Raw genomic sequence first — 15,896 nt, 5'->3', positions numbered from 1 at the left:
CTACGCCATGTTGCTGATGATCGATAACTACGACTCTTTTACCTACAACGTTGTGCAATACCTTGGCGAGCTGGGCTCCGAGGTCAAGGTCGTGCGCAACGACGAACTGACCATCGCCGAAATCGAAGCCCTCAAGCCCGAGCGCATCGTGGTCTCTCCCGGCCCTTGCACGCCGACCGAAGCGGGCATTTCCATCGAAGCCATCAAGTATTTCGCCGGCAAGCTGCCGATCCTGGGTGTCTGCCTGGGGCACCAGTCGATCGGCCAGGCCTTTGGCGGCGAGGTGGTGCGCGCCCGGCAAGTCATGCACGGTAAGACTAGCCCGGTATTTCACGAGAACAAGGGCGTGTTCGAAGGTCTGAATCTTCCGCTGACTGTTACCCGCTACCACTCCCTGATCGTCAAGCGCCAAACCCTGCCAGATTGTCTGGAGCTGACCGCCTGGACTCAGCTCGAGGACGGCTCTGTGGATGAAATCATGGGGCTTCGTCACAAAACGTTGAATATCGAGGGCGTGCAATTTCACCCCGAGTCTATTCTCACCGAACAGGGTCACGAGCTGTTCGCCAACTTCCTCAAACAAACCGGCGGCACGCGCTAAGGACTTTTCATGGATATCAAGACAGCCCTGAGCCGTATCGTCGGCCATCTCGACCTGAGCACCGACGAGATGCGTGATGTGATGCGCGAAATCATGACCGGCCAATGCTCGGATGCGCAGATCGGCGCGTTCATGATGGCCATGCGCATGAAGAGCGAGAGCATCGATGAGATCGTCGGTGCCGTTTCGGTCATGCGCGAGCTGGCGGACCAGGTCGAACTCAAGACCCTGGATGGCGTGGTGGATGTGGTAGGCACCGGCGGGGACGGCGCCAATATCTTCAACGTTTCCACTGCCTCGGCCTTTGTCGTCGCCGCGGCCGGTTGCACCGTCGCCAAGCATGGCAATCGTGCGGTCTCCGGCAAGAGCGGCAGCGCCGACCTGCTGGAGGCGGCCGGGATCTACCTGAACCTGACGCCTGTACAGGTGGCGCGTTGCATCGATAACGTGGGTATCGGTTTCATGTTCGCCCAGACCCACCACCGCGCCATGAAGTATGCCGCCGCGCCGCGTCGTGATCTGGGCCTGCGGACGATGTTCAACATGCTTGGCCCGCTTACGAATCCGGCCGGCGTGAAGCATCAAGTGGTAGGTGTGTTCAGCCAGGCATTGTGCCGGCCCCTGGCCGAGGTCTTGCAACGTCTGGGTAGCAAGCATGTGCTGGTGGTCCATTCGAAGGATGGCCTGGACGAATTCAGCCTGGCAGCACCGACGTACGTGGCTGAATTAAAAAATGATCAGATCAGCGAGTATTGGGTCGAACCTGAAGACCTGGGCATGAAGAGCCAGAGCCTGCATGGGCTGGCGGTGGATGGGCCGGCCCAGTCGCTGGAACTGATTCGCGATGCCTTGGGGCGCCGCAAGACCGAAAATGGCCAGAAGGCCGCCGAGATGATCGTACTCAATGCGGGCGCCGCGTTGTATGCGGCGGATCACGCCAGCAGCCTCAAGCAGGGGGTGGAGCTGGCCCATGATGCGTTGCACACCGGCCTTGCCAGGGAAAAACTCGAAGAGTTGGGTGCATTTACCGCCGTATTCAAAGTGGAGAACGAAGGATGAGTGTGCCAACGGTTCTGGAAAACATTCTGGCTCGCAAGGCTCAAGAGGTGGCCGAACGCAGTGCTCGGGTCAGTCTGGCAGAGCTGGAAACCTTGGCGCGGGCAGCGGATGCGCCGCGTGGCTTTGCCAAGGCGCTGATCGATCAGGCCAAGCAAAAGCAGCCAGCGGTGATTGCCGAAATTAAAAAGGCGTCCCCCAGCAAAGGCGTGATTCGTGAACACTTTGTCCCCGCTGACATCGCCAAGAGCTATGAGAAGGGCGGTGCGACTTGCCTCTCGGTGCTGACCGATATCGATTTTTTCCAGGGCGCCGATGAATACCTCAAGCAGGCGCGGGCGGCGTGCAAGCTACCGGTGATTCGCAAGGATTTCATGATCGATCCTTACCAGATCGTTGAAGCCCGTGCGCTGGGCGCAGACTGCGTGTTGTTGATCGTTTCCGCCCTGGACGATGTGAAAATGGCCGAGCTGGCGGCGGTCGCCAAAGGCGTGGGCCTGGATGTCCTGGTGGAGGTCCACGATGGCGAGGAGTTGGAGCGGGCCTTGAAGACCCTCGATACTCCGCTGGTCGGCGTGAACAACCGCAACCTGCATACTTTTGAAGTCAGTCTGGAAACGACTCTGGATTTGTTGCCGCGTATCCCGCGTGATCGCTTGGTGATCACCGAGAGCGGGATCCTGAACCGGGCCGATGTCGAGCTGATGGAAGTCAGCGATGTGTATTCGTTCCTGGTGGGCGAAGCGTTCATGCGCGCGGAAAATCCGGGTACCGAGTTGCAACGTCTGTTCTTCCCTGAACGCGGCGTTCCGATAAGCGGTTCGACACTGGATTGATTCAATGTCGCCCGTGATTTCCCTGACCGTCGAAGCCGGTCTGCAAGCCGAACAGGATTTGCTGGCCCGCATCTGTGCAGGCGACGCTGAGTTCGGCGTGTTGTTCTGGCAGCCCAACGATCGCGCGCTGGTCATGCCTCGTCGTTTGAGTCGTTTACCGGGGTTCGAACACGCCTGCCAGATCTCGGCGGCCCACGGCTGGCCAGTGCTGCTGCGCGAAACCGGCGGTGAGCCGGTGCCGCAGTCTGCCGCCACCGTCAATATCGCCCTGGTTTACGCACCGCCGCGTAGTGAAGGCGACCATGGCCGCATCGAAACCGGTTATCGCCGGTTGTGTGATCCGATCTGCCAGTTGTTGGATGAACTGGGTGGGGTGGCTTCGTTAGGTGAAGTCGAGGGTGCGTTCTGCGACGGTCGATTCAACGTCAATCTCGACGGCCGGAAAATGGTCGGCACCGCTCAGCGCTGGCGTCAGGGCAAGGGTGGTCAACGCCCGGTGGGTCTGGTGCATGGAGCCCTGTTGCTGGAGAACGAACGCGAATCGATGGTTGCCGCGGTCAATCGTTTCAATGAGGCCTGTGGCCTGGCGCAGCGAGTGCGCGCTGAGAGTCATATTGCCTTGCATGAAAAATTCCCAGCGCCGCACGCGTTGCAGCGGCTTGAGGCACTGTACCGGGAACTGCTGACCAGGCTGCTCGCCTAACGCGTCCCAAACACCACCATGGTCTTGCCTTTGACGCTGACCAGGTTGCGCTCTTCCAGATCCTTGAGCACACGACCGACCATCTCCCGCGAGCAACCAACAATCCGGCCGATTTCCTGGCGGGTCACCTTGATCTGCATGCCGTCCGGGTGGGTCATGGCATCGGGTTGCTTGCACAGTTCCAGCAAGCAGCGGGCGACGCGACCGGTCACGTCGAAGAAGGCGAGGTCGCCCACCTTGCGGGTCGTGTTGCGCAGGCGCTGTGCGATTTGTCCGCTGAGGACGTAAAGAATGTCGGGATCCTGCACCGACAGTTCCCGGAACTTGCTATAGCTGATCTCCGCGACCTCACATTCGACCTTGGCCCGTACCCAGGCGCTACGTTCCTGTTCTTTGCCTGCCTGTTCAAACAATCCAAGTTCGCCGAAGAAATCCCCGGCGTTGAGATAGGCGATGATCATTTCGCGACCGTCATCATCCTCGATCAGGATCGTGACCGACCCTTTGATGATGAAAGACAGGGTGTCGGAGCGATCGCCCGCGCAGATGATGTTGTGCTTGGCCGGGTAGCGGCGACGCTGACAATGCATCAAGAGTTTGTCGAGATTCTTGATCTTGGGTGTGGGAGTAATGGCAACCATGGTTGTATCCCGAAAGACTGCGCGATGTATTGATTTGGATTTTTTGTGGGGCGCGAATGGCAATCGCGATAGCTGGCCATACGCCAGCTAATTGGCGCCAGCTTAACAGAGGCGCCCCTAATTGATTTGAGAATTTACCTACGTGTATTTGTCATGCGTCCTAGGGCAGAAGCCGCCGTGGCGGGGGGCTGTGCTAAGCTGGCGACCCTTTTTTCAGACAGTGGAGTCTTGGCGATGAAGGCACGCATCCAATGGGCTGGCGAAGCCATGTTCCTCGGTGAGTCAGGTAGCGGTCATGTGGTCGTCATGGATGGCCCGCCAGAAGCCGGAGGTCGGAACCTGGGTGTAAGGCCGATGGAAATGCTCCTGCTGGGCGTGGGCGGCTGCAGTAACTTCGACGTGGTCAGCATCCTTAAAAAATCGCGCCAGGCCGTCGAAAGTTGCGAAGCCTTCCTGGAAGCGGAACGCGCCACCGAAGACCCGAAAGTGTTCACCAAGATTCACATGCATTTCGTGGTGAAGGGGCGTGCCTTGAAGGAAGCCCAGGTCAAGCGCGCCATTGAGCTGTCAGCCGAGAAATATTGCTCGGCTTCCATCATGCTCGGCGCCGCCGGAGTTGAAATCACCCACGATTATGAAATCATCGAATTGGGTTGAATCGACATCCAACCATCATAAAAGCAGTGCAAGCTCTGGCGATCAGAAGCCGACCTCTGCATAATGCGCCACTTTTTTCAGGGCAGTGATCGGTCCACCGACCGGTCCCTTGTCTGGACAGACAACCAAAATCGCCATCGCGAAGAGGTGTTAACCGTCCTACGCAGGTGCGTCGTTCGCATCTGACGGGCATGCTTGATCACGCGGCCAGGCCGCAATACATAGAGAGTTTTCAAACGGTGAAAAGCAAACTCAAGCTCCATGGGTTCAATAACCTGACAAAGACCTTGAGCTTCAACATCTATGACATCTGCTATGCGGAAACCCCGCAGGACCAGCAGGCCTACGTCGAGTACATCAATAAAGAGTACAACGCCAAGCGCCTCACGCAGATCCTCACGGAAGTTGTCGATATCATTGGTGCCAACATCCTGAACATCGCCAGTCAGGACTATGAACCCCAAGGCGCCAGCGTGACCATTCTGATCTCGGAAGAACCGGTGACACCGACCGACAGCCAGATCGAAGAGTCCCCGGGCCCATTGCCGGAAATCATCCTGGCCCACCTCGACAAGAGCCACATTACGGTACATACCTACCCGGAAATACACCCGGTGGATGGTATTGCGACGTTCCGTGTGGACATTGACGTGTCGACCTGTGGCGTCATTTCACCGCTCAAGGCACTCAATTTCCTGATTCATCAGTTCGACTCGGACATCGTGACGGTGGACTACCGCGTGCGTGGGTTTACTCGCGACGTTGAAGGCCATAAGCACTTTATTGATCACGAGATCAACTCGATTCAGAACTATCTCTCCGAAGACACTCGCGACGCGTACCAGATGACCGACGTGAACGTGTACCAGGAAAACCTGTTCCACACCAAAATGCTGCTCAAGAACTTCGAGCTTGATAACTACCTGTTCGGGGACGCCACCAGCAACCTCTCTGCTGAACAGCGGGATCAGGTGGAAGACCGTGTCAAACACGAGATGCTGGAAATTTTCTACGCGCGCAACATGCCACGCTGAAGGTTTCAGCTACAGAAAAGGCGGCTCCCCATGGGAGTCGCCTTTTTTAGTGTCTGTAGAACGTGAATGCACGCTCAGGCATGCAACGCTGTGGTGTGGGAATAGCCCCTCGCCACCCTTGCACGATCAGATTCGATAGGTGCTCTTGGTCATGACCTTGGCCAACAGGCTCATGCCAAACTTCACCGGTGCTGGAAATCGAAACCCGCCGGCCTCAAGTGCACTTTCGGCGTGGTGCTCTTCATCCTCGCGCATCTGCTTCAGAATCGCCCGGGACTTTTCGTCCTCGGCCGGCAATTGCTCCAGGTGCTCATTCAGGTGTTTGCACACCTGATGTTCAGTGGCCGCCACAAAGCCGAGGCTGACTTTGTCGCTGATCAGCCCGGCCACTGCGCCGATTCCAAATGACATCCCGTAAAACAACGGGTTCAGGACGCTGGTATGGCTGCCCAGTTGGTGAATGCGTTGTTCGCACCAGACCAGATGGTCGATTTCTTCCTCGGCGGCATGCTCCATCGCCTCACGTACCTGGGGCAGCTTCGCCGTCAGCGCCTGGCCCTGATACAGCGCCTGGGCGCAGACTTCACCGGTGTGGTTGATGCGCATCAGCCCAGCGACATGGCGGGTTTGCTCATCACTCATTTGCGCGTCCGGCTGCACGATAGCCGGCGATGGGCGGTAGGGCTGACCACTGAAGGGCAGCAGCGTACGCATCGCGGTATCAGCTTGCAGCAGTAGACGGTCAATCGGTGAGTAGTGACGTTGGGTAGTCATGCTTACCTCCGGGAAAAATCACGGCGGCCAGTTTAACTCAATCGGCCGCTCAGGATTTGCGTTGGGTCAGGGTATCAACCCGGCGGCCAGTTCATCTGGCGCTGCCCAAGCACATGCATATGAATGTGATAGACGGTCTGTCCCCCAAGTTCATTGCAGTTCATCACCACACGAAAACCTTCTTCGCAACCCAGTTCAAGCGCCAGGCGCTGGGCAGTGAACAGGATATGCCCGGTCAAGCCTTTGTCTTCTTCGGTCAGGTCATTGAGCGTGCGAATCGGTTTCTTTGGGATGACCAGGAAATGCACAGGTGCTTGCGGGGCGATGTCGTGGAACGCCAGAACTTGATCATCTTCGTAAATGATCTTGGCCGGAATCTCCCGGTTGATGATCTTGGTAAACAGAGTATCCACAGCTGTTTCTCCATTGGGTTAGTCGAGCTTGAGTGTACTGAAGGCGCGATTGGCGAGCCCGGTTTTTAACGGGAAAAGGCATTCAACGGGGGCAGCAGGCCTTGTTGGTCATGCCGGCAATCGTGCGAACCAGCCATCGCGGGCCCAGTCGCGGCAATGCCGCCAGCCAGCGATTGCGGCGTCCAGGAATGATGATCGCGCGGTTTTTTTCCAGCGCGCGCACGGCATACAGCGCGACTTCCTCCGGGCTCATCAGGGTTTGGCTGTCGTTGAGTTTCTGTTCATTGAGCTGCGCCCGGGCGAAAAAGCTGGTTCGTGTCGGGCCGGGGCAAAGCACCGATACCTTTATTGCACTTTTTTTCAGCTCGACCCGCAGGGCTTCGGAGAAATGCAGCACGTAAGCCTTGCTGGCGTGATAGGTGCTCATCCAGGGGCCAGGCTGGAACGCGGCGATAGATGCAACGTTCAGGATCTGGCCACCGCCCTGCAGCGCCATGCTGTTGCCCACCGAGTGACAGAGCCGCGTCAGGGCGAGAATGTTGACTTCGATCAGATCCTGTTCGGTCATCCAGTCCTGGCCCAGGAACGGCCCGCTGGTGCCGATACCGGCACAATTGACCAGCAAGTCGATCTGTCGCTCGCCTTCTTCCAGTTCAAGCAGAAAGCCTGAAAGCCTCAGCGGTTCTCCCAGGTCACAAGCCCGGAACAACACCTCCACGCCAAAACGCTGAGTCAGTTCGATTGCAATACTTTCCAGCCGATCACGCTGTCGAGCCACCAATATCAGGTCGCGACCGCGGCGGGCGAGTGCTTCGGCCATTGCCAGGCCAATGCCACTGGAGGCGCCAGTGATCAGAGCGTAACGGGTCATGCAGTTCTCCATCGCAACGGCCCGTCGCCAGTGGACTGAGCTGTCACCGGCACGAAGCGCGCTTATTGTTCCTCTTCATAGTCTACAGAAGGCGCAGCAGGCTCGGCTGCTTCGACGGCTGGTTCTGCTGTGTCTTCATCAATGAGCTCGCTGCTCTCATAGCTGCTCAAGGAGCTGCTGTCGTATTCCTCTGTGATGCCGCTGAATGCCCCGGCCATTGCGGCAAGGAAAGCCACCACGATCATGACAATCCACAGCGACGAAAGTACCTTGACCGCAGTGCTGTTGGGCGGCGGCGGCGGGCCATAGCGATTGGCGCCGGTGTTGCCGGGCAAGGCCATGAGTACGAAGGGGAAGACACTGCCCACGAACGGTACCAGGTTGAGCAACCACAACCACCCGGACCAACCCAGGTCGTGCAGGCGCTGGACGCTGAACTGGATGCTTACATAAGCAAAGCCCAGTGCGATGATCAGTCCCAGCAGGCCGCCGACGATCATTGCCGCCGTGGAGCTGGAGGCGAGGAACCAAGTCAAGCCCAATGAAAAGGCTGTGCCCACCACAAACAGCATGACCAGAGTCAAGACCATGGTCCAGCCCAGGAAGCGCAATCGTCCGATGCGGCCATCGAAGCTGAAGGGCTTGAGCGTGCTGTACTCGGCCATTGCTTCACCCACCTCGGCTCGGGGTGGCGCGTAGGGCGATACCGGGTCGATGATTGAGTCCGGGTGGCGTCCGTTCGACGGCAGCGGCGAATGCTGTACCTCGTCCAGGTTCAGTTCGAGGGACGGCTCGGCTTCGATTCGAGCATCGATCCCGCTCTTGTTGAGAGCCTCCAGGTACTTCTGCGCTTCGGCCTGGGACAGGTTGCTTTTAAGCGCTACCTTGCGCCCGCTGAACAACCGCTCAATGGCACTGACATCGCTTTTGAACAGTTCAGCCAGGTTAAGCTTGGCTGTGGTGGAATCGACACCCGGCAGCAGGGCTCCATCGAATACGATATTGAAACGGGTTTCGCTCATGCCAGGCATCCTTGTCTCATAAGGTTAAGCAATGGTTTTGATCCGGTTGATTTCAGCGGGGCCATTGGCCGCCCAGTTGTGTCGCGCGGGCCTGCGCCTGCCGGTATTCTTCATCCAGGCGTGCCACTAGCTGATCGACACTTGGCAGATCATGGATTTCACCCACACCCTGGCCTGCGGACCATACGGTTTTCCAGGCCTTGGCTTCATCGTTCAGCGGCTTGAGTTTTGAACCGAAATCCACCTCACCCTTGCCCTGCAGGGCGGCCAGGTCGAAACCGGCGTTTTCCAGGCTCTGGCGCATGAAGCTGGCCGGCACCCCGGACACCGCAGGAGTATGCACGATGTCTGCGGCTCTGGATGTGAGCAACATCTCTTTATATGCGTCAGGCGCATGGCTTTCGGTCGTGCCGATAAAGCGTGTGCCGAAGTAGGCCAAATCCGCGCCAAGCAGTTGGGCGGCCAGAATCTGATGGCCGTGGTTCAGGCATCCCGCAAGCAGCAGGGTTTTATCGAAGAACTGCCGAATTTCAGCGACCAGAGAGAAAGGACTCCAGGTCCCGGCGTGGCCACCTGCGCCGGCGGCGACCGCGATCAAGCCGTCGACACCGGCTTGGGCGGCTTTCTCGGCATGACGGCGCGTAGTGACATCGTGGAATACCAGCCCACCATAGCTGTGAACCGCATCCACCAGTTCTTTCACGGCGCCCAGGCTGGTGATGACAATCGGAACTTTATGCTCGATGCAGATGGCCAGGTCGGCTTGAAGCCTCGGGTTGCTGTGATGGACGATCAGGTTCACGGCATAGGGCGCCGGGTTTTCCATGGTTGCCAGGCCCGCTTCGATTTCTTCCAGCCAGGCTTTGAAACCACTGCTTTCGCGCTGATTGAGTGCCGGAAAGCTGCCGACGATTCCGTTGCGGCAGCAGGCCAGTACCAACTGTGGATTGGAAATCAGAAACATCGGCGCTGCCACGACGGGCAGGCGCAAACGTTGTTCAAGCAGAGCGGGCAGCGACATCGGAAGTACCCCGGATAAGTGGTGCTGAGTGAAAGTTAGAACGGCCGAACCACGACCAGAATTACGATAGCCAGCAATATCAGAACCGGCACTTCATTGAACCAGCGATAAAAGACATGGCTGCGGGTGTTTTCGCCACGGGCGAAGCGCTTCAATTGCGCGCCGCACATATGGTGATAGCCGATCAGCAACACCACCAGGGTCAGCTTGGCGTGCATCCAGCCGCCTTGAGTGAAGTAGGCACTGGCGTTGAGACTCAGCAGCCAGATGCCGAATACCAGGGTGGCGATCATTGCCGGCCCCATGATGCCGCGATACAGCTTGCGCTCCATGACGATGAAGCGTTCTTTACTGACGCTGTCTTCGCTTTGGGCGTGATAGACGAACAGGCGAGGCAGGTAGAACAGGCCGGCGAACCAGCAGACCATGCTGACGATATGAAGTGCTTTGAGCCATAGATAGAGCATTTTGGTGTATTCCCAGATTCACGGTAGCCCGATAGTAGAGGCTAGAGCGGCCACACGTCACCTTGGCGGTTGTCGCCGGGCCGCGCGGCCCCTATCATCGACAGCTTTCCAGTGGGTTCGTTGAGGGCAGGTATATGGTCAAGGTCGGTATCGTCGGCGGCACGGGTTACACCGGTGTCGAACTGCTGCGTCTGTTGGCACAGCATCCGCAGGCTGAGGTGGTGGTCATTACCTCCCGATCCGAGGCTGGACTGGCCGTCGCTGACATGTATCCGAACCTGCGTGGCCATTACGACGGCCTGGCGTTCAGTGTTCCGGACATCAAGACCCTCGGGGCCTGTGATGTGGTGTTCTTCGCCACGCCTCACGGTGTTGCCCATGCCCTGGCAGGCGAGCTGCTGGCCGCCGGGACCAAGGTCATCGACCTGTCGGCAGATTTCCGTCTGCAGGACGCTGAAGAGTGGGCCAAATGGTACGGCCAGCCACACGGTGCGCCGGATCTGCTGGACGAGGCGGTCTACGGCCTGCCGGAAGTCAATCGCGAGAAAATCAGGCAGGCACGGTTGATCGCTGTCCCGGGCTGCTATCCAACGGCAACGCAACTGGGTTTTCTGCCGCTGCTCGAGGCGGGGCTTGCTGATGCGTCGCGTCTGATCGCCGACTGCAAGTCCGGTGTCAGCGGTGCCGGCCGGGGTGCCAGTGTCGGCTCGTTGTACTCCGAGACGTCGGAAAGCATGAAGGCGTATGCAGTCAAAGGTCACCGGCATCTGCCAGAAATCCGCCAGGGGCTGCGTCGCGCTGCAGGCAAGGATGTCGGCCTGACTTTCGTGCCGCACCTGACGCCGATGATTCGCGGCATTCACTCCACGCTGTACGCAACCGTCGTCGACCGTTCCGTGGACCTGCAAGCGTTGTTCGAGAAGCGTTATGCCAACGAACCGTTCGTCGACGTGATGCCGGCCGGCAGCCACCCTGAAACTCGCAGCGTGCGCGGCGCGAACGTTTGCCGGATCGCGGTGCATCGCCCGCAGGATGGCGATCTGGTAGTGGTGTTGTCGGTCATCGATAACCTGGTCAAAGGCGCGTCCGGTCAGGCTGTGCAGAACTTGAACATTCTGTTCGGGCTGGATGAGCGTCTGGGTCTGTCCCATGCCGGGATGTTGCCCTAAGGCTATCTGCGGCGGCAAGCTTGGGACGACCCGCTTGCAGCTCAGAGCTTGTAGCTTGCCGCTGTCCTTCAAATAGTTGACCGATTTTCTAGGAGAAGCGGATAATGCGCGTCATCACGCATTATGGCGGCGTAAGCGCCGGGAGATATTCAGCATGAGCGTCGAAACCTTCACCCCCACGGCTTTGCAATTCACCCACGGTGCCGCGCACAAGGTGAAGAGCCTGGTCGATGAGGAGGGGAATGATCGTTTAAAGCTGCGCGTTTTTGTGACGGGTGGCGGTTGTTCGGGTTTTCAATACGGCTTCACTTTCGATGAGGAAGTGGCTGATGACGACACCATCGTCGAGCGAGAAGGTGTCAGTCTTGTGGTCGATCCGATGAGCTTCCAGTACCTGGCGGGTGCTGAGGTGGATTATCAGGAAGGACTGGAAGGATCGCGGTTCGTCATCAAGAACCCTAACGCCACCACAACCTGTGGATGCGGTTCTTCGTTTTCGATCTGAGGCTTTAAATAAGAACGCCGCAGCGCCTTACGGCTCTGCGGCGTTTTGCTGTGCGGCGAAAAAATGGATTCAGGCGGGATAGATGGCGCCGAGTATGCGCAAACCCCGTGCACCGGTGACACTTGGGCGATTCGCTGCAATGCCTTCAAGGCAGCAATGGGCCAACCAGGCAAAGGCCATGGCTTCGACCCAATCCGGGTCTACACCGTAAGTGGCCGTGCTGCTAACTTGGGTGTTTGGCAGTAAATCGGCCAGCCGCTTCATGAGTGTGCGGTTGTGCGCGCCGCCGCCGCAAACCAGCAGCTCTTGAGTGTTGGTCTGGGCATTTTGCAGCGATTGGACGATGGTCAGGGCAGTCAGTTCGAGTAGTGTTGCCTGCACGTCTTCAGGGGCGAAGACCGGTAAGTGCGACAGGTGCTGGGTCAGCCAGGACAGGTTGAACACTTCGCGTCCTGTGCTTTTAGGGCCTTGAGTGACAAAGAAAGGGTCGCCAAGCAGAGCCTTTAGCAGAGCCGGTTCGACTTTTCCGCTCGCAGCCCACAGACCATCGCGATCAAAGTGCTCGCCCCGTTGCTGATGTATCCAGGCGTCCAGCAATACGTTGCCAGGACCGCAATCGAAACCGGCTACGGGCTTTTCGGATTCTATCAGGCTGAGATTGCTGAAGCCGCCGATATTCAGTACGGCGCGATTGCCGACCCGTTCTTCAAACAGTGCTTCGTGAAACGCAGGAACCAGCGGGGCGCCTTGTCCGCCAGCAGCAACATCGCGACTGCGAAAATCGCTGACGACGGCAATGCCGGTCAATTCGCTCAATAGTGCGGGGTTGCCGATCTGCACGGTAAAGCCGCGGGCCGGTTCGTGCCGTATGGTCTGGCCATGGCTACCGATTGCCCGGATAGCTTCAGGTTTGAGCTTCTGTTCGTCGAGCAACGTGTGGACGCCCTGCGCAGCCAGCCTTACCCAGTTTTGTTGGGCAATGGCTGAGCGAGCGATCTCATCGGGCCCGCTGCTGCACAACTCGAGCATTTCGGTGCGCAGGGAGGCGGGCATGGGGATGTAGTGCGTGGCGACCAACTTGATCGCCGGATTCAGTTCGATCAGCGCGATATCCAGTCCATCCAGGCTGGTGCCAGACATCACGCCGATATAGCGTGCCATGGCTTAGCGTTTGCTCGAGGCGAGCATGGTGGCTTTTTCCTGATCCATGCGAGCCATCAAGGGTTGGCTCTGAGCCAGGAAGCGGGAACGCTCGGACTTGGCGATCGGATCGGCCATGGGGAGCTTCTGGCCCAGCGGATCAACGTGAACGCCGTTGACCTGGAATTCATAATGCAAATGCGGCCCGGTGGACAGGCCGGTAGTGCCAATGTAGCCAATCACTTGGCCTTGCTTGACGCTGCCGCCGGTCTTCACGCCTTTGGCGAAGCCCTGCATATGACCATACAGCGTACGGTAAGTGTTGCCGTGCTGGATGATCACGGTGTTGCCATAACCACCCCGACGTCCGGCCAGCAGCACTTTGCCGTCTCCGGCGGCCTTGATTGGCGTGCCGCGGGGAGCTGCGTAGTCGACGCCTTTGTGGGCGCGGATCTTGTTCAGGATTGGATGTTTGCGGCCTACGGAGAATCTTGAACTGATACGGGCGAAATCAACCGGGGTGCGGATGAATGCCTTGCGCATGCTGTTGCCGTCGGCAGTGTAATAGCTGCTGTTGCCCTGTTTGTTGGTGTAGCGCACCGCAGTGTAGGTCTTGCCGCGATTGGTAAAGCGTGCAGAAAGAATAGGGCCGTTGCCGACGCTTTTTCCGTTGACCATTTTCTGTTCGTAAATAACGTCGAACTCGTCGCCCTGGCGAATGTCCTGAGCGAAGTCGATGTCGTAGCCAAACACACTGGCCATGTCCATTGTCAGGCTATGGGAAAGGCCGGCGCGTGCAGCCGATTGCGACAATGAACTGTTGATGACGCCATGGGCGTAGGCTGAGTGCACGGTTGGTTTAGTGATGACGCGGTTGAACGCATAACCCTTGTCGTTTTTGCTCAGGGTGATGCTTTCCAGGTCGCTCAGCTTGGTGTGCAAGCTGGTCAGTTGGCCGTCAGGACTGAGTTCGAACTCGAGTTTCTGCCCCCTCTGTAGCCGAGCGAACTGCTTGGCTTTCTTGTCGCTGGCCAAAACTTCGTGGACCAGGGTTGACGGCAGGCCAACCTTTTCGAAGAGAGTGGAGAGCGTGTCGCCTTTGGCAACTATGACCTCATGGTGGCCCGGGTCTTTCTTCTCTTCTACCGCAGGCTCCGCTTGAGCGGACTCGGGAGTGTCTTCAGCGTTGTTTTCGATCTGCGCGAAGGGGGAGGCTGCGGCCTCGTTTGTGGCTTGGACGGCTTCGGCAGCGTCTTGATCTTGTGTCAGTTGTTCAGCAGGACTTTCCAGTTCGAGACTCAGCGTCGTCTTTTTGGCTTCAACATCGCTGGAAGGAAATACCAGCAGCGCCAGGCTAAGAAGGGCGGCAATACCACTTGCAGCGAGCAGGTGGGTCTTGGGGTAAAGCGGCGGCGCTTTGGATGGTTCTGTGGTCATAGGTAATTTGACTTTTGAAGAGATGAATTGGAAAAGATGAATGACATGATGAAGATGAAATAACTGTATAAAATATAACCAAATCACCTGCGAAGCAAGCCCGCGGACATTCTGTCCATGGATTGGTGTCCGCGCGCCCGGCAAACCTTGTATTTGGTGCGCGATCTTGTATGGTTGGGTCCCTTTGAATCTGAGCCTTGCGGGTCTGTTATGAAGTCGGTTGAAGAGCAGCTAGCGCTGATCAAGCGTGGTGCAGAAGAGTTGTTGGTCGAGTCCGAGCTGATTGAAAAGCTCAAGCGTGGGCAACCGCTGCGTATCAAGGCTGGTTTCGACCCGACGGCACCCGATCTGCATCTGGGTCATACCGTGCTTATTAATAAGCTGCGTCAGTTCCAGGACCTGGGGCATCAGGTCATCTTCCTGATAGGTGACTTCACTGGGATGATCGGTGATCCGAGTGGCAAGAGCGCGACGCGCCCACCGCTGACTCGCGAGCAGGTTCTTGATAATGCCGAGACCTACAAGACTCAGGTCTTCAAGATCCTTGATCCGGCCAAGACCGAAGTCGCTTTCAACTCCACCTGGATGGATCAGATGGGGCCGGCGGATTTCATTCGCCTGACCTCCCAATACACCGTGGCTCGTATGCTCGAGCGCGATGATTTTGACAAGCGCTATAAAACCAGTCAGCCGATAGCCATTCATGAATTCCTCTATCCGCTTGTTCAGGGCTATGACTCGGTCGCATTGCGTGCTGACGTCGAACTCGGCGGTACAGATCAGAAGTTCAACCTGCTGATGGGGCGCGAGCTTCAGCGTGGTTATGGTCAGGAAGCCCAGTGCATTCTGACCATGCCTTTGCTGGAGGGGTTGGATGGTGTGAAGAAGATGTCCAAGTCGTTGGGTAACTATGTGGGTATCCAGGAAGCGCCGGGTGTTATGTACGGCAAGCTGGTTTCCATTCCTGACGTGCTTATGTGGCGTTACTTCGAATTGCTCAGCTTCCGTTCCATGGATGAGATCAACGCATTCCGTGCGGATGTTGAGGCTGGGGCAAACCCGCGGGACATCAAGATCAAGCTGGCTGAGGAGATTGTCGCTCGTTTCCATGGTGAGGAGGCTGCGGCCAATGCTCATCGTGCGGCGGGCAACCGCATGAAAGATGGCGAATTGCCGGATGATCTGCCTGAGATCGAATTGACTGCGGCCGAGGATATGCCGATTGCGGCCGTCCTTAATAAGGCAGGCCTGGTCAAGAATGCTGCGGCTGCGCGAGATCTTCTTGGTTCGGGTGGCGTGCGCATTGATGGTGAGGTGGTGGATCGCGCCTACATATATAAGCTGGGTGCTACCCATGTCTGTCAGGCTGGCAAGAAGGCTTTTGCGCGTATCGTGCTGAAGCCGGAATAAAAGCTGAAATTAATACTTGACGGCAAATTCTGGAAGTCTATAATTCGCCCCACTTCCGGCGCAGTCGAAACGGAAAACTCCTTGAGTTTCAATGAGTTAAGTAGGTTTCGAAGGTGCAGGGCTTCAGGTCATCGAAGCT

At 57.7% G+C, this 15,896-nt stretch carries 18 protein-coding genes; 9 read left to right on the top strand and 9 right to left on the bottom strand.

The genetic code is table 11. The features are described from left to right. Positions 1 to 7: 7 nt before the first annotated feature. Genes BM132_RS12340 through BM132_RS12325 form a run of 4 tightly spaced genes read left to right on the top strand, consistent with a single transcriptional unit; the run spans position 8 to position 3,196 of the window. Positions 8 to 601, top strand: a complete 594-nt coding sequence (locus BM132_RS12340) for an aminodeoxychorismate/anthranilate synthase component II (RefSeq protein WP_092400964.1) — start codon at positions 8 to 10, stop codon at positions 599 to 601. Between the two features lie 9 nt (positions 602 to 610). Continuing rightward, positions 611 to 1,660 (top strand): anthranilate phosphoribosyltransferase, encoded by a 1,050-nt coding sequence (gene trpD, locus BM132_RS12335; protein ID WP_092400967.1) that lies wholly within the window; start codon positions 611 to 613, stop codon positions 1,658 to 1,660. Next, complete coding sequence (gene trpC / locus BM132_RS12330; RefSeq protein ID WP_092400970.1) at positions 1,657 to 2,493, top strand: indole-3-glycerol phosphate synthase TrpC; 837 nt, start codon at positions 1,657 to 1,659, stop codon at positions 2,491 to 2,493. The genes trpD and trpC overlap by 4 nt, the downstream gene beginning before the upstream one ends. A 4-nt stretch (positions 2,494 to 2,497) precedes the next feature. Further along, entirely contained in the window at positions 2,498 to 3,196 is a 699-nt protein-coding gene (locus tag BM132_RS12325; RefSeq protein ID WP_092455628.1) for a lipoate--protein ligase family protein, read from the top strand. On the opposite strand, the gene crp is transcribed toward BM132_RS12325, so the two are convergent. Next, positions 3,193 to 3,837, bottom strand: coding sequence for a cAMP-activated global transcriptional regulator CRP (crp, locus tag BM132_RS12320; RefSeq protein WP_047228049.1), 645 nt, complete (start codon positions 3,835 to 3,837; stop codon positions 3,193 to 3,195). The genes BM132_RS12325 and crp overlap by 4 nt on opposite strands. A gap of 234 nt (positions 3,838 to 4,071) precedes the next feature. Between crp and BM132_RS12315 the strand changes: the two genes are divergently transcribed. Continuing rightward, a complete protein-coding gene (locus tag BM132_RS12315; protein WP_003206127.1) occupies positions 4,072 to 4,494 on the top strand; it encodes an OsmC family protein in 423 nt (140 codons plus the stop codon). 239 nt (positions 4,495 to 4,733) lie between these two features. After that, a complete protein-coding gene (gene speD, locus BM132_RS12310) occupies positions 4,734 to 5,528 on the top strand; it encodes an adenosylmethionine decarboxylase (protein ID WP_047228048.1) in 795 nt (264 codons plus the stop codon). Positions 5,529 to 5,654: 126 nt separating this feature from the next. Here speD and coq7 read toward each other — a convergent pair whose 3' ends face one another. From coq7 to hemJ, 6 genes are all read right to left on the bottom strand, one after another. Beyond that, on the bottom strand, positions 5,655 to 6,302 hold the full coding sequence (coq7, locus tag BM132_RS12305; RefSeq protein WP_092400977.1) for a 2-polyprenyl-3-methyl-6-methoxy-1,4-benzoquinone monooxygenase: 648 nt from the start codon (positions 6,300 to 6,302) through the stop codon (positions 5,655 to 5,657). A 74-nt stretch (positions 6,303 to 6,376) separates the two neighbouring features. Next, on the bottom strand, positions 6,377 to 6,715 hold the full coding sequence (locus BM132_RS12300) for a histidine triad nucleotide-binding protein (RefSeq protein WP_092455626.1): 339 nt from the start codon (positions 6,713 to 6,715) through the stop codon (positions 6,377 to 6,379). A gap of 82 nt (positions 6,716 to 6,797) precedes the next feature. Continuing rightward, complete coding sequence (locus BM132_RS12295) at positions 6,798 to 7,586, bottom strand: SDR family NAD(P)-dependent oxidoreductase (protein ID WP_092400980.1); 789 nt, start codon at positions 7,584 to 7,586, stop codon at positions 6,798 to 6,800. A gap of 62 nt (positions 7,587 to 7,648) precedes the next feature. Then, positions 7,649 to 8,608: a DUF805 domain-containing protein gene (locus tag BM132_RS12290; protein WP_092455624.1), complete on the bottom strand. Its 960-nt coding sequence runs from the start codon at positions 8,606 to 8,608 to the stop codon at positions 7,649 to 7,651. A gap of 52 nt (positions 8,609 to 8,660) precedes the next feature. Further along, complete coding sequence (locus BM132_RS12285) at positions 8,661 to 9,629, bottom strand: NAD(P)H-dependent flavin oxidoreductase (protein ID WP_092400986.1); 969 nt, start codon at positions 9,627 to 9,629, stop codon at positions 8,661 to 8,663. A gap of 35 nt (positions 9,630 to 9,664) precedes the next feature. Then, positions 9,665 to 10,096 carry a protoporphyrinogen oxidase HemJ gene (gene hemJ, locus BM132_RS12280; protein WP_092455622.1) on the bottom strand — a complete coding sequence of 144 codons (432 nt, stop codon included), beginning with the start codon at positions 10,094 to 10,096 and terminating at the stop codon, positions 9,665 to 9,667. A gap of 134 nt (positions 10,097 to 10,230) precedes the next feature. On the opposite strand from hemJ, the gene argC reads away from it, so the two are divergent. Beyond that, entirely contained in the window at positions 10,231 to 11,265 is a 1,035-nt protein-coding gene (gene argC / locus BM132_RS12275; RefSeq protein WP_047228042.1) for an N-acetyl-gamma-glutamyl-phosphate reductase, read from the top strand. A gap of 154 nt (positions 11,266 to 11,419) precedes the next feature. Then, positions 11,420 to 11,770, top strand: a complete 351-nt coding sequence (erpA, locus tag BM132_RS12270) for an iron-sulfur cluster insertion protein ErpA (RefSeq protein WP_003206114.1) — start codon at positions 11,420 to 11,422, stop codon at positions 11,768 to 11,770. Between the two features lie 69 nt (positions 11,771 to 11,839). Here the strand turns inward: erpA and BM132_RS12265 are convergent, their stop codons facing one another. Together BM132_RS12265 and BM132_RS12260 are read right to left on the bottom strand one after the other, a co-directional pair. Further along, entirely contained in the window at positions 11,840 to 12,931 is a 1,092-nt protein-coding gene (locus BM132_RS12265) for an anhydro-N-acetylmuramic acid kinase (RefSeq protein ID WP_092455620.1), read from the bottom strand. Between the two features lie 3 nt (positions 12,932 to 12,934). Further along, positions 12,935 to 14,347 (bottom strand): peptidoglycan DD-metalloendopeptidase family protein, encoded by a 1,413-nt coding sequence (locus tag BM132_RS12260; RefSeq protein ID WP_092455618.1) that lies wholly within the window; start codon positions 14,345 to 14,347, stop codon positions 12,935 to 12,937. 210 nt (positions 14,348 to 14,557) lie between these two features. On the opposite strand from BM132_RS12260, the gene tyrS reads away from it, so the two are divergent. Next, on the top strand, positions 14,558 to 15,757 hold the full coding sequence (gene tyrS / locus BM132_RS12255) for a tyrosine--tRNA ligase (protein WP_076383442.1): 1,200 nt from the start codon (positions 14,558 to 14,560) through the stop codon (positions 15,755 to 15,757). The last annotated feature ends 139 nt before the right edge of the window (positions 15,758 to 15,896 follow it).

The sequence above is a fragment of the Pseudomonas sp. NFACC45 genome (genome assembly GCF_900113505.1).
In the GTDB taxonomy this organism is placed as follows: Bacteria; Pseudomonadota; Gammaproteobacteria; order Pseudomonadales; family Pseudomonadaceae; genus Aquipseudomonas; species Aquipseudomonas tehranensis.
The sequence above is the reverse complement of the archived record's forward strand: the minus strand, read 5'-3'. Positions and strand labels throughout refer to the sequence as shown.